General features: G+C 72.5%; 21 protein-coding genes. 12 read left to right on the forward strand and 9 right to left on the reverse strand.

Annotation, left to right across the window (positions count from 1 at the left end; all coding sequences use genetic code 11):
* The first annotated feature begins 43 nt into the window (after positions 1–43).
* The 10 genes from clsA to NFS20_RS06760 all read left to right on the forward strand — a co-directional run bounded on the left by clsA (position 44) and on the right by NFS20_RS06760 (position 10,546).
* Positions 44–661 carry a cardiolipin synthase ClsA gene (clsA, locus tag NFS20_RS06715; protein ID WP_251151243.1) on the forward strand — a complete coding sequence of 206 codons (618 nt, stop codon included), beginning with the start codon at positions 44–46 and terminating at the stop codon, positions 659–661.
* Positions 658–1,611: a DUF881 domain-containing protein gene (locus NFS20_RS06720; RefSeq protein ID WP_251150959.1), complete on the forward strand. Its 954-nt coding sequence runs from the start codon at positions 658–660 to the stop codon at positions 1,609–1,611. Before clsA ends, NFS20_RS06720 begins: the two co-directional genes overlap by 4 nt.
* On the forward strand, positions 1,608–1,940 hold the full coding sequence (locus tag NFS20_RS06725) for a small basic family protein (protein WP_251150960.1): 333 nt from the start codon (positions 1,608–1,610) through the stop codon (positions 1,938–1,940). Before NFS20_RS06720 ends, NFS20_RS06725 begins: the two co-directional genes overlap by 4 nt.
* Before the next feature lie 2 nt (positions 1,941–1,942).
* Positions 1,943–3,364: a DUF881 domain-containing protein gene (locus NFS20_RS06730; protein ID WP_251150961.1), complete on the forward strand. Its 1,422-nt coding sequence runs from the start codon at positions 1,943–1,945 to the stop codon at positions 3,362–3,364.
* 187 nt (positions 3,365–3,551) lie between these two features.
* On the forward strand, positions 3,552–4,034 hold the full coding sequence (locus NFS20_RS06735; RefSeq protein ID WP_251150962.1) for an FHA domain-containing protein: 483 nt from the start codon (positions 3,552–3,554) through the stop codon (positions 4,032–4,034).
* On the forward strand, positions 4,031–4,792 hold the full coding sequence (gene ftsR / locus NFS20_RS06740; RefSeq protein ID WP_251150963.1) for a transcriptional regulator FtsR: 762 nt from the start codon (positions 4,031–4,033) through the stop codon (positions 4,790–4,792). The genes NFS20_RS06735 and ftsR overlap by 4 nt, the downstream gene beginning before the upstream one ends.
* 78 nt (positions 4,793–4,870) lie before the next feature.
* On the forward strand, positions 4,871–5,344 hold the full coding sequence (locus NFS20_RS06745; protein WP_251151244.1) for a bifunctional nuclease family protein: 474 nt from the start codon (positions 4,871–4,873) through the stop codon (positions 5,342–5,344).
* A 198-nt stretch (positions 5,345–5,542) separates the two neighbouring features.
* Positions 5,543–6,133 carry a MerR family transcriptional regulator gene (locus NFS20_RS06750; RefSeq protein WP_251150964.1) on the forward strand — a complete coding sequence of 197 codons (591 nt, stop codon included), beginning with the start codon at positions 5,543–5,545 and terminating at the stop codon, positions 6,131–6,133.
* Between the two features lie 151 nt (positions 6,134–6,284).
* Entirely contained in the window at positions 6,285–9,683 is a 3,399-nt protein-coding gene (locus NFS20_RS06755; RefSeq protein WP_251150965.1) for a pyruvate carboxylase, read from the forward strand.
* A gap of 23 nt (positions 9,684–9,706) precedes the next feature.
* Positions 9,707–10,546: an MBL fold metallo-hydrolase gene (locus NFS20_RS06760; protein WP_251150966.1), complete on the forward strand. Its 840-nt coding sequence runs from the start codon at positions 9,707–9,709 to the stop codon at positions 10,544–10,546.
* 11 nt (positions 10,547–10,557) lie between these two features.
* Here NFS20_RS06760 and NFS20_RS06765 read toward each other — a convergent pair whose 3' ends face one another.
* The 7 genes from NFS20_RS06765 to NFS20_RS06795 form a co-directional block, all read right to left on the reverse strand.
* Positions 10,558–11,811, reverse strand: coding sequence for a phospholipase D-like domain-containing protein (locus tag NFS20_RS06765; RefSeq protein WP_353050429.1), 1,254 nt, complete (start codon positions 11,809–11,811; stop codon positions 10,558–10,560).
* A 121-nt stretch (positions 11,812–11,932) separates the two neighbouring features.
* A complete protein-coding gene (locus NFS20_RS06770) occupies positions 11,933–12,202 on the reverse strand; it encodes a DUF7218 family protein (RefSeq protein WP_251150967.1) in 270 nt (89 codons plus the stop codon).
* Positions 12,203–12,311: 109 nt separating this feature from the next.
* Positions 12,312–13,778 carry an outer membrane protein assembly factor BamB family protein gene (locus NFS20_RS06775; RefSeq protein ID WP_251150968.1) on the reverse strand — a complete coding sequence of 489 codons (1,467 nt, stop codon included), beginning with the start codon at positions 13,776–13,778 and terminating at the stop codon, positions 12,312–12,314.
* A gap of 10 nt (positions 13,779–13,788) precedes the next feature.
* On the reverse strand, positions 13,789–14,871 hold the full coding sequence (locus NFS20_RS06780) for a tyrosine-type recombinase/integrase (RefSeq protein WP_251150969.1): 1,083 nt from the start codon (positions 14,869–14,871) through the stop codon (positions 13,789–13,791).
* 82 nt (positions 14,872–14,953) lie between these two features.
* Positions 14,954–15,652 (reverse strand): histidine phosphatase family protein, encoded by a 699-nt coding sequence (locus NFS20_RS06785; protein WP_251150970.1) that lies wholly within the window; start codon positions 15,650–15,652, stop codon positions 14,954–14,956.
* A 197-nt stretch (positions 15,653–15,849) separates the two neighbouring features.
* A complete protein-coding gene (locus NFS20_RS06790; protein WP_251150971.1) occupies positions 15,850–16,275 on the reverse strand; it encodes a hypothetical protein in 426 nt (141 codons plus the stop codon).
* A gap of 180 nt (positions 16,276–16,455) precedes the next feature.
* Complete coding sequence (locus NFS20_RS06795; protein ID WP_251150972.1) at positions 16,456–16,803, reverse strand: hypothetical protein; 348 nt, start codon at positions 16,801–16,803, stop codon at positions 16,456–16,458.
* A 564-nt stretch (positions 16,804–17,367) separates the two neighbouring features.
* On the opposite strand from NFS20_RS06795, the gene NFS20_RS06800 reads away from it, so the two are divergent.
* Positions 17,368–17,970, forward strand: coding sequence for a TetR/AcrR family transcriptional regulator (locus NFS20_RS06800; RefSeq protein ID WP_251151246.1), 603 nt, complete (start codon positions 17,368–17,370; stop codon positions 17,968–17,970).
* 108 nt (positions 17,971–18,078) lie between these two features.
* On the opposite strand, the gene NFS20_RS06805 is transcribed toward NFS20_RS06800, so the two are convergent.
* Together NFS20_RS06805 and NFS20_RS06810 are read right to left on the reverse strand one after the other, a co-directional pair.
* Complete coding sequence (locus tag NFS20_RS06805) at positions 18,079–18,939, reverse strand: alpha/beta fold hydrolase (protein ID WP_251150973.1); 861 nt, start codon at positions 18,937–18,939, stop codon at positions 18,079–18,081.
* 55 nt (positions 18,940–18,994) lie between these two features.
* The gene (locus tag NFS20_RS06810) at positions 18,995–19,981 is read right to left on the reverse strand and encodes an NADP-dependent oxidoreductase (RefSeq protein ID WP_251150974.1); all 987 of its coding nucleotides are present in this window, start codon (positions 19,979–19,981) and stop codon (positions 18,995–18,997) included.
* Between the two features lie 424 nt (positions 19,982–20,405).
* Here NFS20_RS06810 and NFS20_RS06815 point away from each other — a divergent pair, with 424 nt between their 5' ends.
* A complete protein-coding gene (locus tag NFS20_RS06815) occupies positions 20,406–20,975 on the forward strand; it encodes a dihydrofolate reductase family protein (RefSeq protein ID WP_251150975.1) in 570 nt (189 codons plus the stop codon).
* Positions 20,976–21,079 lie beyond the last annotated feature (104 nt).

Genomic DNA, 21,079 nt, shown 5'->3' on the forward strand with positions numbered 1-21,079 from the left:
GCCGCGATCCTCAGGCGAGGCAGGACGAGCAGGGGCGGTGAGCGTGGCACCAGGGCAGCGGGTCAGCTCCCGTGTCGTGACCGTCCCGAACGTCATCAGCTTCCTGCGCCTGCTGCTGGTCCCGGTGTTCGCGGTCCTCATCGTCGAGGGCTACGACGTCTGGGCGCTCGTCGTCCTCGCCGTCTCGGGCGCGTCCGACTGGCTCGACGGCGTGCTGGCCCGCCGCCTCGACCAGGTGAGCCGCCTCGGGCAGATGCTCGACCCCGCCGCGGACCGGCTCTTCATCCTCGTCACGCTGCTCGGTCTCGCGTGGCGCGACGTCGTGCCGGTGTGGCTCGTGGTCGTCATCGTCGCGCGCGACCTGCTGCTCGTCTGCCTGCTGCCGTGGCTCGCCCGCCACGGGTACGGCCCCCTGCCCGTGAGCTTCGCGGGCAAGGCCGGGACGTTCGCCCTGCTGTACGCGTTCCCGCTGCTGCTCCTCGCGGAGATGCCGGGCTGGCTCGGCGACGTGGCCGCGGTCGTCGGGTGGGCGTTCACCTGGTGGGGCATCGGCCTGTACTGGCTGGCCGGCGTGCAGTACGTCGCGCAGACCCGATCCCTCGCGGCGACCGGCGACCTCGGCACCGGTGCAGGCGCGCACGGTCCGGAGGGGACGCCGTGAGCCAGGACCCGCAGCCCGCACGGACCGGCCCCGTCGACGCGTCCATGACGCTGCTCAACGAGGTGATGCACCGCCCGCTCGACCCCGGGTACGCGGCCGCCGCGGCCCGCCGCGCCAGGGACGGCGACGCGCCGCGCGGGCGGGGGCGGACCGTCCTCCTCGTCGTGCTCGCCGTCGTCCTCGGCCTCGTCACCACCGCCGCGACCCTCGACCTGCGAGCGCCGCAGCCCGCGGTCATCGAGGCTCGCGCGACGCTCGAGCAGGAGATCACGGACCGGCAGGCCGACGCCGACGCGCTCGCGACCCGCTCCAACGAGGTCTCCGCGGAGATCGAGGCGCTGCAGGACGAGGCGCTCGGCGGCCTCAGCGACGACGTGCTCGCCGACCTGCAGCGGGAAGGCGCGACCACCGGGTCCCAGGCCGTCGAAGGGCCCGGCGTCGTCGTCACCCTCGACGACGCGAGCGGGGGGCTCGGCGCGGACGACACGACCTCGGCGAACCTCGTCCAGGACTCCGACCTGCAGCGCGTCGTGAACGCCCTGTGGTCCGGAGGGGCTGAGGCCGTCGCGATCAACGACCAGCGCCTGACGGGGCTGTCCGCGATCCGCAGCGCGGGCGACGCGATCCTCGTCGACCTGCAGCCCCTCGTCCCGCCCTACCACGTCGAGGCCGTCGGCGACGCCGACGCGATGCGGACGGCGCTCGTGCGCACCGGCGCGTCGGACTACCTGCGGCTGCTCAGCACGCAGTACGGCATCCAGTCGGGCGTGACCGCGCAGAGCAGGCTCGAGATCCCTGGCCGGCCCAACCCCACCCTGTACTTCGCGCGCGTCCCGGGCGCGCCCGTAGAATCCGACCCGGACCCCGCCGGCGACGGGTCCTCGCCCGAGGATCCCGCGCCAGGGGACGTGGCCGGCACCACCGAGGAACGGCAGGAGAGCGTCGAATGATCGCAGTCGTCGGACTGGTGGTGGGCATCGTGGCCGGGCTCGTCCTGCAGCCCACCGTCCCCGTCTACCTCCAGCCGTACCTGCCCATCGCCGTGGTCGCCGCGCTCGACGCGCTCTTCGGCGGCCTGCGCGCGATGCTCGACGGCATGTTCGACGACAAGGTCTTCCTCGTCTCGTTCCTGTCCAACGTCGTCGTCGCCGCCCTCATCGTGTTCCTCGGCGACCAGCTCGGCGTCGGGAGCCAGCTCTCCACCGCCGTCGTCGTGGTCCTCGGCATCCGCATCTTCTCCAACGCGGCCGCGATCCGCCGCCACGTCTTCAAGGCCTGACGATGGTTGCCGCGCCCACCGGACCTCCGGACCCCGAGCGGGACGACACCCCCGTCGACGAGACGCCCGTCGACGAGACGCAGGACGACCGCACGCAGGACGAGGACGCCGCGAGCGCCGCACCTGTCGACCCCGCGGCCCCGGGCGACCGGGATGCCCTCGGAGAGGACGAGCTCCCCGCGGACGCCGGAACCGAGCACGGCGACGACGCGTTGCGCGACCCACCGGCGTCCGACCGCGACGCCGCCACGCCGAGCGACGACGCACAGGGAGACGCCGAGCCGGACTCCCGGCGCGACGAGGACGCTGATCACCCCGACGCCGTCGCCGCGGACGACCGCGACGACCATGGCGACGCGGACCCCGACGTCGACCAGGACTCGGACCCCGACGCGGACCACGGCGCGGACCAGGGCGCGGGCGGGGACCCGGACCGGGATCGCCGCGCGGGAGAGCCGCCCACGGGTGACCGGCAGCTCGCCGAGAGCGGGGCGCCCACCGAGGAGCCCCCCGCCTCGAGCAGCCCGGTCGACGACACCGCGGACGACTCTGCCGGCACCTCGGACAGGACCGCCGAGCCGGTCGAGCCGGTCGAGCCGGTCGAGCGGGCGCCCCGCGGCGCGGCGGCGACGTCCGACGAGCCCACGACGACGCCGCACCGACCGGCCCCCGGCGGGCGGCACGGCGGGGGCGCGCTCCCCGAGCCGCAGGGGTTGCGCGGGCTGGGCAGGGTCCTGCGGCCCCGGGCCAGCCGGTCCCAGATCATCGTCGGCCTGCTGTGCGCGCTGGTCGGGTTCGCGCTCGTCGCGCAGGTGAGCCAGACCCAGGAGGACCAGCTGTCCTCGTTGCGGCAGAGCGACCTCGTCCGGCTGCTCGACGACGTGACGCAGCGGTCGGGCGAGCTCGAGGACCAGGTCTCGTCCCTCGAGGCGACGCGCGACGAGCTGCAGTCGGGCTCCGGCCGCGCACGCGCCGCGCTGGAGGTCGCGCAGCAGCAGGAGCAGACCCAGGGCATCCTCTCGGGACGCCTCCCGGCGCAGGGGCCGGGCGTCGAGATCGAGGTCGTCGAGGGCGAGACACCCCTCGACGCGTTCTCCCTGTTCAACGTCCTCGAGGAGCTGCGCAACGCCGGGGCCGAGGCCATGGAGGTCAACGGCGTGCGGCTCGTGGCGAGCAGCTATTTCGAGGACACCACCGACGGGGTCGTGGTCGACGGCCAGCCGATCTCGTCCCCGTACCGGTGGACGGTCATCGGGGACCCGTCGACGCTCGAGACGGCGCTCGAGATCCCGGGCGGCGCGATGGCGACCCTCCGCGCCGACGGGGCGCGCACCACCATCCGCCAGCAGGAGACGGTCGACGTCACGTCCACGCGCGAGCCTGCCGAGCCCCGGTACGCGACGCCCGTCCCCGCCGACGACTGAGCGACGGGCGGTGCGCCGGTACCTCGGGACGCTTCCGGTGCTCTCCCGCGCCGGGTAGGTTGGGTGTACCGCGTCGGATGCACCGCATGACCTGCGGGTGTAGTAGTTTTCCCGCAGAAGGAGCGAAGCTCCCGATGCGTGACGAACCAGGTCACGAGGAGGGCGCCGTGAGTCCCGAGGAGGCGAGATGACTGTCCCAGGTGGTGCTGGCGTGCCGAACCGGGCGGGGAGCGACACGACGATCAGCTTCGGCCGGATCGAGGCACCTGTCGAGGAAGGTGTCCAGCCGGGTGGGCTGAGCCCCGAGGAGGTGGCCGCCGTCGCCGCGCTGCCGCGGCACTCCGCGCTCCTCATCATGCAGCGCGGACCGGGCCAGGGGTCGCGGTTCCTGCTCGACGCCGAGCGCACGGTCGCCGGCCGGTCGGAGCACGCCGACATCTTCCTCGACGACGTGACCGTGTCCCGCAAGCACGCCGAGTTCGTCCGTGAGGACGACCGCTTCGTCGTGCGCGACGTCGGCTCGCTCAACGGCACGTACGTCAACCGGAGCCGCATCGACGCCGCCGCGCTCGGCACGGGTGACGAGGTGCAGATCGGCAAGTACCGGCTCACGTTCCACGCCAGCCCGCACGCGGGCACCCCTGCCGGCGGGTCGGCCCCGCAGTCGTGAGCGCGTCGACGAGCGCCGTGCGCGTCCCGGACCCGGGGGAGGACTCCGGTCCGGAGCCGTGGCCGCACGGGATCTCCCGGCGCGCGACGATGCGGATCTCCGACGTCCTGCGCGCGCTCCGGACCGAGTTCCCGAACGTCAGCCACTCCAAGCTGCGGTTCCTCGAGGAGCAAGGCCTCATCGACCCCGTGCGTACCGCGTCGGGCTACCGCCAGTACAGCCCCGCCGACGTCGAGCGCCTGCGGTACGTCCTGGTGGAGCAGCGTGACCGGTACCTGCCGCTGAAGGTCATCAAGGAGAACCTCGCGGCGCTCGACGCCGGCACGGCCGCGGAGGGCATCGTGCCCCGCCTCGCCACGGCCGACGGCGATCCCGGCTCGGCCGCGGTCCGCCAGCGGTACACGGTCGACGCGCTCGTGTCCGCCGCGGGCGTCGACCGGGCCCTCGTCGACGGGCTGATCGAGGTCGGCGTGCTCACCCAGGCGCCCGGAGGGCAGCTCGACGCGCACGCCCTGGACGTCGTCGTGCTCGCGGCGGGACTCGCGGAGTACGGCATCGAGCCGCGGCACCTGAGGTCGTTGCGCACGGCCGCGGACCGGCACGTGAGCCTCGTGCACCAGGTGGTCGCCCCGTGGCGCAGCCAGCAGACCGCGTCCGCCCGCGCGCACGCGGGCACCGTCGCGGGGGAGGTCGGCGAGATGTGCTCACGGCTGCACACCGTCTTCCTCCGCCAGGGCATCGACGACCTGACCCGCTGAGCCGCACGAGGCGGGTCCCCCAGACCTGCCAGATGCCCGCGACCGTCGTACCGTGGACGGGTGAGCGACGACGTGCCGATGGTCCCCGTGGAGGTCCTCGGCGTCCGTCAGCAGCAGCGGGACCAGGAGATCGTGGTGCTGCTGCTCGACGGCGCGTCCGACCTCGTCGTGCCCATCGTCATCGGTCCGCGCGAGGCGAGCGCCATCGCGATGGCGCAGGCCGGTCTGCCCACGCCGCGACCGATGACGCACGACCTGCTGCGCGACCTGCTCGAGGCGGTCGACGTCCGGCTCGAGCGGGCCGAGATCGTCGCGCTCGACGGCGGGATCTTCTTCGCCGAGCTCGTGCTCAGCAACGGGGCACGGCTCGACTCCCGGGCGTCGGACGCCATCGCCGTCGCGGTGCGCACCGGCAGCCCCGTGCTCTGCTCGGCCGAGGTGGTCGCGACCGCCGGCGTCGAGGTGGTCGACGTCACCCAGCAGGAAGAGGTCGAGCGGTTCCGCGACTTCCTCGAGCACGTCACCCCCGAGGACTTCACCACCGAGGAGTGACACGAGCGAGGAGCGCTTCCCGTCATCACCGCAGCATCCGACTCAACCGGACAGAACGGACCTTCGACCTCAGGTCGAGGGTGAAGGACCGCCGTGCAGGGGGTGAGGTGGGCGACACGCCCGACGCGTCGGCTCGTCGGTCGTTGACGGCCCCCTGCGGCGCCCATAGCGTGGACGAGGACACCCCAGGAGGCGACAGTGAAGAGCAGCGGTGAGGCGAGCGTCGGGTCCGGCGCGACGGTTCCGCACGGTGCACAGGGTCTCCTCTTCGGGGAGGACATCACCGAGCAGGACACCACCACCGGCTACCGCGGCCCCACCGCGTGCCGGGCCGCCGGCATCACCTACCGACAGCTCGACTACTGGGCACGCACCGGACTCGTCGAGCCCACGGTGCGGCCCGCCGCGGGGTCGGGCTCCCACCGGCTGTACAGCTTCCGCGACATCCTCGTCCTCAAGGTCGTCAAGCGACTGCTCGACACCGGCGTCTCCCTCCAGCAGATCCGCACCGCCGTCGAGCACCTGCGCGAGCGGGGCGTCGACGACCTCGCGCAGATCACCCTCATGAGCGACGGCGCGAGCGTGTACGAGTGCACGTCGCCGGACGAGGTCGTCGACCTCGTCCAGGGTGGACAAGGAGTCTTCGGCATCGCCGTAGGTCGCGTGTGGCGCGAGGTCGAGGGCACGCTCGCGGAGCTGCCGACCGAGTCGCTCGAGGACGTCGCCGAACCCGAGGTGAGCGAGCAGGACGAGCTCGCCGCGCGCCGTCGGGCACGCTCCGCCGGCTGACAGCCGCCGTAGGGCCGGCGGGCCCCGCTCTGTGGAGCACGTCACACGCCCGGCGAGGCCCCTGCGCCGGGGTGCGTGGGAGGATCGGCCCGAAGCCGGTCGGGGTCGGCAGCGCAGACCCGTGGCCGGACGGTCCGTCGGATGGAGTGCCGTGTTCTCGAAGGTCCTTGTCGCCAACCGTGCCGAGATCGCCGTCCGCGCGTTCCGCGCCGCGTACGAGCTCGGGGCGCGGACGGTGGCCGTCTTCCCGCAGGAGGACCGCAACTCCGAGCACCGCCTCAAGGCGGACGAGGCCTACGCCATCGGCGAGCCCGGGCACCCGGTGCGGGCCTACCTCGACATCGAGGAGATCGTGCGCGTCGCGCGCGAGTCGGGTGCCGACGCCGTCTACCCCGGCTACGGCTTCCTCTCCGAGAACCCCGACCTGGCGCGCGCGTGCGCCGACGCGGGGCTGACGTTCGTCGGCCCACCTCCCGAGGTCCTCGAGCTCGCCGGCAACAAGGTGCGCGCGCTCAGGGCGGCGCGCGAGGCGGGGCTGCCCGTCCTCGCGTCGTCGGAGCCGTCCGCCGACGTCGACCAGCTCCTCGCCGCGGCCGACGCGGTCGGGTTCCCCGTGTTCGTCAAGGCCGTCGCGGGCGGTGGCGGGCGCGGCATGCGACGTGTCGACACGCGCGAAGACCTTCCCGAGGCCCTCGCCGCCGCGATGCGCGAGGCCGACGGCGCGTTCGGCGACCCGACGGTGTTCCTCGAGCGGGCCGTGCTGCGGCCCCGCCACATCGAGGTGCAGATCCTCGCCGACGGCGCCGGGAACGTCGTGCACCTCTACGAGCGCGACTGCTCGCTGCAGCGCCGGCACCAGAAGGTCGTCGAGATCGCGCCCGCCCCGAACCTCGACCCCGCGATCCGCGACGCGCTGTGCGCCGACGCGGTGCGGTTCGCGCGCCACATCGGCTACCAGAACGCCGGCACCGTCGAGTTCCTCGTCGACACCGTCGGCGAGCGCGCCGGCCAGCACGTGTTCATCGAGATGAACCCCCGGATCCAGGTCGAGCACACCGTGACCGAGGAGGTCACCGACGTCGACCTCGTCTCCGCGCAGATGCGCATCGCGGCGGGGGAGACGCTCGAGGACCTCGGGATCCGTCAGGAGGACGTGCGGGTCAACGGTGCCGCCCTGCAGACCCGTATCACGACGGAGGACCCCGCGAACGGGTTCCGACCCGACACCGGCCGGATCATCGCCTACCGCTCGCCCGGCGGGGCGGGCGTGCGGCTCGACGGTGCGACCGCGACCGCCGGGTCGGAGGTCTCCGGCCACTTCGACTCCATGCTCGTCAAGCTCACGTGCCGCGGTCGCGACTTCCCGACGGCGGTCCGCCGCGCCCGGCGCGCGCTCGCCGAGTTCCGCATCCGGGGCATCCGCACCAACATCCCGTTCCTCCAGGCGGTGCTCGCCGACCCGGAGTTCGTCGCCGGGAACGTCGCCACGTCGTTCATCGACGAGCGCCCCGAGCTGCTCTCCGCCCGCGAGAGCGCGGACCGGGGGACGCGGCTCCTCGCCTACGTCGGGGACGTCACCGTCAACCGCCCGCACGGCGCACCGCGCGCCGTGGCGGACCCGGCGCTCAAGCTGCCCGCGCTCGACCTCGGCGTCGCCGCGCCGCCCGGCACGCGCCAGGAGCTCCTCGAGCTCGGCCCGGAGGGCTTCGCCCGCGCGCTGCGCGCCGAACAGCGCCTGCGCGTCACCGACACGACGTTCCGCGACGCGCACCAGTCCCTGCTCGCGACGCGCGTGCGCACGCACGACCTCGCCGCCGTCGCGCCGTACGTCGCGCGCGCCACACCCGGTCTGCTGTCCGTCGAGGCGTGGGGCGGGGCGACGTACGACGTCGCGCTGCGGTTCCTCGGCGAGGACCCCTGGGAGCGGCTCGCGACGCTGCGCGACGCGATGCCCAACCTCGCGATCCAGATGCTGCTGCGCGGGCGCAACACCGTGGGATACACGCCCTACCCGACGCAGGTCACGCGCGCGTTCGTCGCCGAGGCCGCGGCGACGGGGATCGACGTCTTCCGCGTCTTCGACGCCCTCAACGACGTCGACCAGATGCGCCCCGCGATCGACGCCGTGCGCGAGACCGGGACCACGGTCGCCGAGGTCGCCCTGTGCTACACCGGCAACCTGCTGGATCCCGCAGAGGACCTGTACACGCTCGACTACTACCTGCACCTCGCCGACCGCATCGTGGAGGCCGGGGCGCATGTCCTCGCGATCAAGGACATGGCCGGGCTCTTGCGCCCCGCCGCCGCCGCGCGACTCGTCGCCGCCCTGCGCGAGCGGTTCGACCTTCCCGTGCACCTGCACACCCACGACACCGCGGGCGGCCAGACGGCGACCCTCCTTGCCGCTGCGGCGGCCGGCGTCGACGCCGTCGACGCCGCGAGCGCCGCCCTGGCGGGGACCACGAGCCAGCCGTCGCTGTCGGCGCTCGTCGCGGCGCTCGAGCACACCGAGCGTGACACGGGGCTGTCGCTGCGCGCCGTCGCGGACCTGGAGCCGTACTGGGAGGGCGTGCGGCGTGCCTACGCGCCCTTCGAGTCCGGGCTCCCTGGACCGACGGGCCGCGTGTACGAGCACGAGATCCCCGGGGGTCAGCTGTCGAACCTCCGGCAGCAGGCGATCGCGCTGGGGCTCGGGGAGAAGTTCGAGCAGATCGAGGCGATGTACGCGGCCGCGGACCGCATCCTCGGTCGCCTCGTGAAGGTGACGCCGTCGTCGAAGGTCGTGGGCGACCTCGCGCTGCACCTCGTGGCGGCCGGCGCCGACCCGGCGGAGTTCGCGGCGAACCCGCAGGCGTTCGACATCCCGGACTCGGTCGTCGGGTTCCTCGGCGGAGAGCTGGGTGACCCGCCGGGCGGGTGGCCCGAGCCGTTCCGGTCCCGGGCGCTCGAGGGGCGCGCCGCACGTGCCGGCGTGACCCCGCTGACCGACGAGGACGAGGCGGAGCTCGCGCAGCCGGGCCCGGTGCGCCGTCGTCGGCTGAACCACCTGCTCTTCGCGGGACCGACGAAGGAGTTCGAGCAGGTGCGCACGACGTTCGGGGACGTGTCCGTGCTGGACACCCCGACGTACCTCTACGGGCTGGAGCCCGGCCAGGAGGTCGCGGTCGGCCTCGAGAGGGGCGTGCGGCTCCTCGTCGGTCTCGAGGCGATCGGGACGCCGGACGGACGCGGGATGCGGACCGTGATGTTCACGCTCAACGGCCAGCTGCGCCCGATCCAGGTCCGGGACCGCGCGGTCGACGCGGACGTGCGGGCCGCGGAGAAGGCGGACCCGACGCAGCCGGGCCAGGTCGCGGCGCCGTTCGCGGGCGCGGTGACGCCGGTCGTGGCGGCCGGCGACGTCGTCGAGGCCGGGCAGACCGTCGCGACCGTCGAGGCGATGAAGATGGAGGCGGCGATCACGTCGCCCGTCGCGGGCACGGTGCAGCGCGTCGCGATCGGCGCCGTGCAGCAGCTCGAGGGCGGCGACCTGGTCCTGGTCGTCGGGTGAGGTCGGACCGGACGGAGGAGCTCATGCAGATCACGTTCCACGGGCACGCGTGCGTCGCCCTGCGCCACGGTGGCACCGACGTCGTGATCGACCCGGGCTCGTTCTCCGACGCGGCCGGCGCGCTGCGGGACGCGGACGCCGTGCTGGTCACGCACGAGCACGCGGACCACGTCGACCCGGACACGCTCGGCACCGCCCTCGGTGCGCGCGAGGACCTCGAGGTCTGGGGGCCTGAAGCCGTCGTGTCGGGCCTGCGTGCGACCCTGCCCGACGACGCGGCGCGGCGCGTGCACGCGGTCTCGCCGGGGGACGGGATCGACCTGGGCGGTCTCGAGGTCGTGGTGGGCGGTGGCCGGCACGCGGAGATCCACCGCGACGTGCCGCGGATCTCCAACGTCACGTATCTCGTGCGGGGCGGGGGCGTGGCGGTGTATCACCCGGGGGACTCCGTCGACCTGCCCGTGACGCGGGACGCGAACACGGTGGACGGGCCGCAGGACGCGCGCCTCGACGTGCTGCTCGCTCCCGTGTCCGCGCCGTGGCTGAAGATCGGGGAGACGATCGACCTCGTGCGGGCGCTCGACCCCCGCGTCGTCGTCCCGGTCCACGACGCTCTGCTCTCGCAGATCGGCCACGGGTCGGTGGCTCGGCTCCTCGACCACGCGCGCACGGGCGGCACGTACGAGTACCGACGGTTGGGCGCGGGGGAGTCGTTCACCCTGGCCGTCGACGCGCACACCGTGGCGGAGGCGGTGCTGCGCGAGCATCCCGAGTACTCCGAGGTCGCGCTGCTCGAGGACGACGAGACGGTGCCGCCCCGGCCCGAGGAGGACGCGGCGGACGCCGCGCGCGAGCGCTCCTGAGCCGGAGCGCGCTACAGCAGCGGGCGCAGCGGTGTGAGCACGACCTCGCCCAGCTTGGCGGCGAGCGACCGGGTCTCCCACTCGGCGAGCGTCAGCTCACGCGTGTTCGACAGGTCGACCGCGAAGATCTTCTCCATCTGCTCCGCCACGCCCTCGTCCGTGATCTCGAGGTTGACCTCGTAGTTGCCCGTGAGGGACAGACGGTCGATGTTGGCGGTCCCGATCGTGGTCCACCGGCCGTCGATGGTCGCGGTCTTCGCGTGCACCATGGCGTCCAGGTAGAGGTGGATGCGCACGCCGCCCTTGAGGAGCGAGGTGTACAGGCCACGCGCCAGCCAGTCGGCGACGACGTGGTTGGAGCGCTCGGGGACCAGCACGCGCACGTCCACGCCGCGCGCTGCCGCGGTGAGGAGCGTCGCGAGGATCTCGCGGTCCGGGATGAAGTACGCCTGCGTGATGTAGACGTGGGAGCTCGCGCGGTCGATCGCGTCCAGGTAGATGCCGCGGATGGGGAACACGAGGTGCGCGGGGGCGTTGCGGGCGGCGCGCAGGCGAGGCTCCCAGTGCATCGACCCCGGGTCGGCGAGCATCGGCTGGCCCTCCGCGCGGTTCGCGTTCCAGAAGTCGACGAACGCGTTCCGCAGCTCCCACGTGCTCGGCCCCTCGAGCCGGACGTGCGTGTCGCGCCACTGCGTCGCGTACAGGGCGCCGATGTTGTAGCCGCCGACGAAGCCGATCTGGTCGTCGACGACGAGGATCTTGCGGTGGTCGCGCCCGGACTTGCGGACGTTGAGCATGAGGATCCCCGGCCGGAACACGGGGTACCGGATGACGTGGACCGACTCGGGGAGGTCGTAGAAGTCGCGGGGGACGACGAGGTTGGCGAACCCGTCGTAGATGACGAAGACCTGGACTCCCCGCTCGCTCGCCTCGACCAGCGCCTGCTTGAACTGCTCACCGACCGCGTCGGCCTTCCAGATGTACGTCTCGAGCAGGATGCACTGCTGGGCACCGCGGATCGCGGCGAGCATCTCCTGGTAGAGGTCGTCGCCGAAGGTGTAGACGGTGGCCGTCGTCCCGGCGACCTCGGCCTCGGCCGGCGCCGACCTCGGGAACGAGGCCTCGGTCGTGTTGCGTCGCTTGCGGATCGCGTCGGCGACGACGAGCGCGCCCGCGACCGTCGCCGGGACGGCGACGGTGAGGACGAGCGCTCGTGCCGCGATGCGCCGGGCCAGCTGCCAGGAGATGTCGGGGAGGATGCGCACGTGCTCACCGTAGTCGCCGCGGCCCGCGATGCGAGCGCAGCGGCGAGGGGCACGCGGGTGACGTCCGTCCCGTCCGTCCTGCTGGGCGCCCCGGGACGCGCCCGGGGACGCCGGCACGACATCAGTGCGAGCGCAGCGCCTTGACCAGCTCGGCCTTGCGCATCGAGGAGCGGCCCTCGATGCCGATCTCCGCCGCACGCCGGCGGAGCTTCTCGACGGTCCAGTCGTCGTAGTCGCCGCTCGTGCCGCCCTTGCGGCCGACCGACTTCCGTGACGACCCGGCGGCGGCGTTCGCGATGCGCGCCGCCTTCTCCTTCGAGTCGCCCTCGTCGCGCAGCTTCTCGTACAGCTCCGGGTCCTTGACGCTCGGTCCGGGGTCACGCCTGGGCATGGTCGCCTCCTCGGTCGACGGGTGTGGCGGGTGTCGTGCAACCGCCCGCTCCTCCCAGCGTCGCCGCGCGGTACGTCCCTCGCACGTCGGCCCGGTCGGTGCCCTCACGTCACTCGTGCACGACGAGCTGACCGAGCGCCGGGTCCAGGTGGACCAGCCGTCCGCCGACCGCGCGGAACCCGGCCGCGCCGAGCGGGTACTCCTCGTCCCAGACGACGTCGCCCCGCTCCAGGTCGAGCGCCACGACCCGAGCACCACCGGAGCCGTCGAGCGAGGTGATGACGAGTGCGGCGACGAACCCGTCGGTGAAGGCGCCGACGATCTGGTCGGTCGTCCCCAGGCTCTCGCGCTCCCACGACCAGACCTCGCGACCGGAGGCGAGGTCCACGCCGAGGACGACGTACCCGAGGTCGAGCGCCGCGGTGCCGTCGGCCACCACCACGACCTGGGAGACGGTGCCGCTGAGCGTCCAGCGCTCGTTCCCGGACAGGTCGACCGCCTGCACGCCGCTCGGTACGAGGAGGAGCCGGGTCGGGTCGGCCGTACCGTCCGACGCGAGGGGCACGAGAGGACGACCGGGCACGATGCGCTCGACCGTCCCGTCGGTCCGGACGAGCTCGGTGATCTGGACCGCGCCTGTCGCCGAGCCGCTCGTCGTGCGCAGGAAGGTTCCGGCGCGAGACCCGAGCACCTGCGACGTCACGGGTTCACCGCGGTCGTCGACGCGGGCGCCGTCGAGGGTGAACACGGCGCTGAGCCGGCACCCGCGCAGCACGATCAGGCCGTGCTCGACGCGCGCCGTCGCGTACGCCGACACCTGAGGGCGGCACAGGTCGGTCCGGGCGAGGTCGTCGGGAGCGACGGTGGACCGCCAGCGCACGGAGGCGTCCGTGGCGTCCTGCACGGCGACCTCCAGCACGCCGCCCGTGCGCTGCCACCGCACGACGTGGCCGTCCGGGACGGCGATCGCCCGCCCGAGACCGTCGCCGAGGTCGGTGCGCGAGGCGACCGTCCCGTCCGCGCTCAGGACCCAGGCCCGCGGGTCGTCCTCAGGGCCGGTGAGGCACACGAGCGCGTCCAGCGGTGCGCTCGACAGGTCCTCGGGCGAGGGCCCGCAGCGCGGCGGACCGCCGAGGTCGGCCGACCAGCGCGCCTCTCCGTCGGACGGGTCGAGTCCCACGACGGTGTCCGACTCCACGACGACGAGGGCGTCGCCGAGGGCCCACGCGTCGAGACCGGTCGTGCTGGTCGTCCACTGCCCGACGGGCGGCGTCGCGAGCGACGCGACCCCACCGTGCGCGTCGAGGAGGGCGAGGCGACCGGCCCGCGACTGCCAGAGGCTGCTCGCCACGAAGACCGCGGCGACCAGGGCGACGGCGACCACCGCCGTCACGACGCGTCGTCGTGCCGACGGGGGGCCACCACCGGCGGAGGGCTCGACCGGGAGGTGTCGCTCCCCGGGTGTCGCGCGCCGTCCGTACGAGGGGTCGGGCCGGACCGCGTCGTCCGGTGCGAGCTCGTCCGTCTCGACCAGCTCGAGCCGCCGGAGCGCGTCCTCGCGCCGGTTCGCGACCATGCAGCGCACACTACTCCGCGCTGCTGTGGCGAGGGCCCGCCTCCTGACCGCCCGCGAGCGCCCCGCTGAGGGGGTGGGACCGGATCGCCGCGGCGAGCTCGCCCTCGATACGGTCCAGGTAGACCCCGGTCGTGGCGATGGACGCGTGACCGAGGAGCTCCGCGACGACCTTGACGTCCCAGCCGTCGGCCGCCAGGAGGGTCGCGGTCGTGTGCCGCAGCGCGTGCGGTGTGGCCTCGCGCCGGTACTGGTCGGGCATGCGGTCGATGCACCGACGCAGCAGCGCGCGCACGGCCTGGGCGTCGATCCTGCGCCCGCGCCACGAGAGGAGCAGCGCGCGCTGCGCGTCGGCGTCGTCGGGACGACGGGATCGCAGCAGCGGGCGCAGGCGTGCGAGGTACTCCTCGAGGGCGTCCGCGAGCGGCGGGGACAGCTCGACCGTCCGTACGTGACCGCCCTTCCCGTGGATGCGCCATCGCGTCCGGTCGGGTTCGCGGGCGAAGTCGTCGACGTCGGCGCGCACCAGCTCGGAGACGCGTGGCCCCAGGACGAGGAGCAGCGCGACGACGAGGCGGTCCCGCAGGCGTAGGTCGTGGTCCTGACGCGAAGGGCCGACCGGCGCGTCGTCGGTGGCCACCGTGAGCAGCGCCGCCGCGGACCCTGCGGAGAGGGCCGTGCGCGCGACCCGGAGGCCGTCGCGCAGACGGGCCGGGGGAGCGGCCCACTGCATGGGGTCGGCCTGCACCCACCCCTCTCGGGACGCGTGGGCGAAGAACCGCGTGAGGGACTGCCGGAACCGGTTGACGGTCGCGGGGGAGCGGCCGGTGCCGCCGGGCTTGCGGGTCGCGTCCTGGTAGCGGAGGTCGGGAGTCGTCTGGTAGCGCACGAGCACGTCGTCGACGTCGTCGCCGGTGACGTCGTCCAGGGTGCGCCCGGGACCGACGAGTCGCGTGAACTCGCGCACGTCGCGGACGTAGCTGCGCTGCGTCGTGACCGAGAGCACGCCGCGCACGGTCTGCGACGCGACGCTCGCGAGGTAGCGGTCGGCGGCGTCCTGGACGGTGACGAGATCGAGGCGGGGCGGTGCGACCATCCCTCGCGGTCTCCCTTCGGCGTGGACGCCGGCCAGGGTGGCCGGGCACGCCGAGCCTAGGCCCGGGCACCGACACCGCAGGTCAGAGCGGGTGGACGACCTCGCCCAGCGACACGACGCCACGGTTGCCGAAGAACGCGTCCTCACGCAGCGTCGTGATGCTCCCGGACGGCACCGGGAAGGTCACGTGCCCTACCGCCTCGACGGGCATCCCGATCCACGCGGCCACGACGAAGGTCGCCGCGAAACCGTGCGTCACGATCACGAGGTGGTCACCGTCGTGCGATGCCAGAGCGGTCGACGTCGCCGTGTAGACACGGATCGCGAGGTCGAGACGCGTCTCGGCGCCGTCGACGCCCTCGTGGTGACGCAGCCGGTCACCGACCCGCGGGGGCGGGACGAAGCGGGCGTCCAACCATTCCTGCGGCCGGCCCTCGGCGACCCCGTACGACTTCTCGCGCAAGCGGGTGTCGTAGCCCGGCACGACGTCGAGGGCGCGGCCGATCGCGTCCGCGGTCCGGCGCGTGCGCTGCAGGTCCGAGGCCACGATGCCCGTACCGGCGGCTCCGGGGATCCGGTCGCGCAGGACGGCGCCGAGCCGGTCCGCTGCACGGGCACCCGCCGGCGTCAGGTCGGAGTCGTGCTGACCCCCGACGATCCCGTCCACGTGGTGGGTCGCCTCGGGGTGGGTGACGAGGTGCACCGTCCGGGCCCGGGGCGGGACCTGGCCGGGGACGGGTGGCGGGGGAGCGGACGGCGCAGGGAGTGGTTCCGGGGGCACGGGATCCACCCTTTCATGAGGGTGCGGGGCCGGACACCCGACCCTCGAGCCGCTGCCGCGCCGCACGAGGTGGCTGCGCGAGGACCGCTCGGGCGATGAGCGGGACCCACGCAGGACGGCTGTGCGCGTCCTGGGCGTCACCGCTCCGATAGGATGGTGTTGACCTAAACACACTGGTTTAGCCCTAATGTCCGATTCTAGAGATCGTAGCCGAACCCGCGGTCCCTGGCCAGGGTGAGCGACGCCGTGGTCGCGGGGCCGTCGCGTCGGCTCGAAGGCTCGGTGGTGGTGTCCGTGGCAGGCGTCGCGCCGAAGGCGCTGCCGTGAGGCAGAGTCGGCACCGGCCGGGCGGAGCGCGCAGGGGACACCGTGCGCCAGGTCCAGACGCAGGCCGTCGCGAGGCTTGCGGCGACGGCGACGAGCAGGAACGCGACGAGCGAGACGATGACGACCGGCACGGCGACCAGAGCGCCCAGAAACCTCGAGGCGTCCCGGGGCTCGCCGTCACGCACGCGTGGGCGCTCACGGCGCGTTCTCGGCGACCGCAGCTCGGCGACGGGTGCCGTGGGCACGACGACGGCGCGGGCCGGTCGGGCCGCGGCAGGTGCAGTCGTCGTCGTCATGCTCGGGGGGAGGTTTCACCGCCGCCCGGTGATGCACGACGACACCTCTGTCCTCGGCGAAGTGACATAATGTCCATTATCGGCGCTTAGACTGGTGCGCGTTGCCCTGGATGCAAGGACTCGCACCTCGCAGCGAGATCGACGTGCGCGTTGGTCGGTGGTCTCGCCCCTCCGTACGGCTCACCCGATGATCTCTATCGGGGCGAAGGGGTTCTGTGCGCAACCGACGCTCGGGTCGATCTCGCAGATCGTCTTGGCGCCCTGGAGTCTGAGGGACACCTCGGCTTTGCCGATCGGGATGTCGTCCGGGACACGGATGGTGCCCTGTGCAGAACCGTCGCTCTCAGGGTCCAGAGAACCGAGAGTCGTCGAGTGGCGCATGTCCGGGTCGCTGTCGGGCTCCGCAGAGACGATCGAGACCTCGTACCGAGCGTGTGCCGGCATGCTCGGCTCGCAGTCCACATCGCCCTCGCGCCCAACGGTCTCGATCTGCAGGACATCGCCAGGTGCCGCACTCTGCGGCGTCACAGTCGGGTCTTCAGGCTGGCAGTCCGCCGTCAGATCGGCACCCGCAACGCTCGAGCAACACGTCATCGCTCCCAAAGCGACGCTGACGACGGCAAGGCGTAGCGCCCGCGCCGCCCGGGGCGAGGTCCCGCTGGGGAGCGCAAACCGATACCGCGTCACGATCTCGCGTCCTGCGACGGGGCGACCCTAGCGCCAGAGGATGCCACTGAGGTCGCCTCGCTCCCCCGGACGGGTGCCGATCACTCGCACCAGTCGAGCACGCACACCTACCGGTTCACTACGGCGAGCTGCATCTGATGCCGTACCCCCACGTGACCGATGGGCGAACGGGATGGACGGAAACCAGGCTGCGGCGGTGCACGGTGCTCTGACCACGCCCTGGTACGACTGAGTCACGGCTCGGATCCAGGCGTCGCACTCCCCCGGCGGCCGCAGCCTGTTCGCTGTCGCCGCTCCGACAAGTGCGCAGAGGCCGTCCGAGCTCCTTGACCGCATCCGGCCCAAACTCGACAGTGACTATACTCAGAACTGAGGTACGTCATGGACCATTCCCGGAGGAGCACGATGCCAGTGGCCACCCCGCCGCTCGGGCGACGCGAGCGGAACAAGCAGGCCAAGCTCGAGCGCATCACCGCGGCCGCGAGCGAGCTGTTCGAGAAGCACGGGGTGGACGAGGTCACCACGCAGCAGATCGCCGACGCGGCGGACATCGGTACGGGCACGCTCTTCCTGTATGCGAAGACCAAGGGCGAGCTGCTGCTCCTCGTGCAGAACACCCACTACGCAGCGGCCCTGGAACGCGGACGCGCCGCGGCCGCGGGTGCCGCGACGGCGCTGGACGGGGTGATGGCGCTGGTCGCCCCGGTCGTGGAGTGCAACCGGGTCCAGGTCGACAACGGCCGTACGTATCTCCGGGAGATGGCCTTCGGCGATCCGGGCGAGCCCCACCACGCCGAGGCATTGTCGATCGTCGCGGAGACCGAGGAGGCCGTTGCCAGCGTCCTGACCGGCCGGTCGCAGCTGCCCGCTGCGGAGGCCGCGACGCTGGCCCGGGTGGTCTCGGCGATCCTGCTTCTGGAGCTGGGGGCAAGCCTGAACGCGGAGTCGAGCATCCCGGGGCTCCTCGAGAGCATCCGCACCCAGGTCGCAGCGATCCTTCCGCGCTGACGGCACTGCGGATACTGCCGGGAGAGGCTGTCTCTCCGCATGGTCGGCTGGCGCCTCACCGCCGCCTGGCCGGTCGTGTCGCCCTTCCGGCTCGGTGATCCCGATGGATCACGGGGCGAGGAACTTCGCGGCGACGGGGGCGAACTGCTCCCAGTGCTGGAAGATGCCGCCGTGCCCGGAGTTGGGGTAGATGATCAGCTCGGAGTCCTTGATGCGCTGGTGCAGGTCCGCGGAGAGGATGGAGGGCACCATGCGGTCGTTGTCGCCGTTGGCGATCAGGGTGGGCTGGGTGATCACCGAAAGGTCCGAGGGCGCGGAGCGGCCGAACTTCTGGATGGCCTTCAGCTGGGTCCGGAACGCCGTGGGGCTGATGGACCTGTCGCGGTCGAGGGTGCGCTCCTGGAGCCGCTCCACGAATGCCTTGCCGGCCCTCTTGCCGACCCCGTCCCGGTTGAAGAAGAGGAACTCCTTCGGGTCGGACCGGGTGACGGCGGCGCGCACGATGTCCCAGTACGTCACGCCCACGACCTTGTCGATGTTCCTGCCTCCGCGAGGACCGGTGCCCGTCAGGACGAGCCTGCGCACCAGGTCGGGGTGCTTGACGACCAGGTCCTGGGCGATCATGCCGCCCAGGGAGAACGCGAAGACGTCGATCGTGTCGTCACCGAGACCCTTCGTGATGAAGGCGTACGCGTCGTCGGCTGCTTCCTCGATCGTGTCGGGGACGGTGCCGGAGGAGGCGCCGACACCGCGCTGGTCGAACGTGATCACGTGACGTGTCTTCGCGATCGCCTCCACGATGCGCGGATCCCAGTTGTCCAGGGTCGCCGCGAGGTGCACGAAGAACACGACGGGGATGCCACCCTTCGGGCCGAGCTCGCGGTAGGCGAACGTGGTGCCTCCCGCGGTGACGGTCTTCGCCGGTGCCTCGGCGTACGACGTGATGACGGGTTCGGAGACCGTGCTCACGATGGTGACTCCTTCGGTCGTTCGTCGTGCTGGTTGATGCGTAGCTGACGTCGGGTCACGCGCCGGTGATCACGACCTTGCCGCGGAGCCCACCCTGGGCCAGGGCTTCGAGTGCCTGCGGGGTCTGGTCGAACGGAAACGTCTTTCCCACCACCGGACGAAGCGTGCCGTCCTCGACGAGGGCGGCGATCTGCCGCAGCTGGTCGCCGTCGGCGGCCATGAGGAGGAACTCGTAGCTCACGCCGAGCTTCTTCGCCTGCCGACGGATCTTCCCGCTGAGCGCGGAGACAGCTAGGCGTAGCACCGGGTTCAGGCCCGCCGCCCTAGCGAACGCAGGGTCTGGCGGGCCGGAGATCCCGATCGCCTTCCCACCTGGGCGCAGGACGCGCAGGGACTTCTCGAGGTTCTCTCCGCCGAGGCTGTCCAGCACCAGGTCGTATCCGGAGAGCTCGGTCTCGAAGTCCTGCGTGCGGTAGTCGATCACGACGTCAGCGCCGAGGTCTCGGACGAACTCCCCCGAGGCCGTGGTCGCCACCTGTGCGCCGAGGTGCTTCGCGAGCTGGATCGCGACGGTGCCGACCCCACCGGCACCGGCGTGGACGAGAACCTTCTGGCCCGGCTTCACGTTGCCCTTGACGACGAGCGCCTGCCACGCGGTCAGCGCCACGAGCGGGAGCGACGCCGCCTCGACGGGACCGATCGTGGCCGGGGCGGGAGCGAGGTCGGCCTCGTCGATCGCGATGCGTTCGGCGAACGTTCCAATCCGCCCGTCCCGGGGGCGGGCGAACACCTGGTCGCCTGCCGTGAACCTGGTGACGCGCGCGCCGGTGCGGGTGACGGTGCCGGCGACATCGTGCCCGAGGGCGAGGGGGGTCTTGTAGGGCAGGATCGCCTTGAACTCTCCGTCCCGGATCTTCTCGTCCAGCTGGTTCACCCCCGCAGCCACGACGCTCACGAGCACGTCGCGATCGCCCACGTCGGGCTCGGGCACGTCGGACTCGTGGACGGCCTGCTTGTACTTGTCGAACACGAACGCTCGCATGGTCCTCTGTCTCCTACGGGATGGCGGTCAGTGGTGCAGGAAGCGGCTGGTGAGCGCGGTGACGGCTCGCGGCTCTCGACGCGGCCCCGTACACGAAGTCCGGGAAGATCCGCACACGCGCGTCGAGGGACCGCTGGAGCAGGGCGTCGGCGCACCCCGGGCGGGACCATCCGGTCGATATCACCGTGCAGCCCTGTTTCCTGGCCATTCACCGAGCATGATCAAGTCTGAGTCTGATCAGTAATTCTGTCAAGCAGGCTCCGTACACCGGGGACCCGTGCGACACCCGGGGTGAGGGGCCACTCGCACGCCCGGCGCGCGCCCCTGCCGGGTGGAATCGAAAGCCGATGAGAAGTGGCGCCGACCGCAGTCTGAGCACTGTCCGGCCACTCGCGCTGCGCGCGCATCACGGGAGAGGAACGAGATGAGACCACTTCGCTACTCGATCAACGTCACGCTCGACGGCTGCTGCCATCACGAGGCAGGGCTCTCCCCCGACGAGGAGTCGATGCGCTACTGGACCTCCGAGATGGCACGAGCCGATGCCGTCATCTTCGGCCGGGTGACCTACGAGATGATGGAGTCGGCGTGGCGACGACCGGCTTCGGGCACGTGGCCCGACTGGATGGACGAGTGGAAGATCCCGTTCGCCGAGACCCTCGACCGCGCGAAGAAGCACGTCGTGTCGACCACGCTGAGCGGGGTTGACTGGAGCGCCGAGCTGGTGCGAGGCGACGTGGGGCAAGCGGTTCAGCGGCTGAAGCAGGAGCCGGGCGAGGGTCTGTTCGTGGGTGGCGTGACGCTCCCCCTGGCGTTGGCGGACCTGGGACTGATCGACGAGTACGTCTTCCTCGTGCAGCCGGTGCTCGCCGGGCACGGACCGACGTTGCTCGCCGGTCTGCGCGAGCGCATCCAGCTCGAGCTCGTGGATCGCCAGGAGTTCCGGTCCGGGGTGGTCGCCCAGCGGTACCGGCCCACGCGGGCAACGGTGTGACGCAATTGGTCCTGACACGTCGGAACGACGGCTCTTGACGATTCCTCACGCGCGGGCGCAGTAGTCCAAATCCGTTCGACGGGCAACAGTTTGGGCCCACGAGA

The sequence above is a fragment of the Cellulosimicrobium sp. Marseille-Q4280 genome, from assembly GCF_943181405.1.
GTDB lineage: Bacteria > Actinomycetota > Actinomycetes > Actinomycetales > Cellulomonadaceae > Cellulosimicrobium.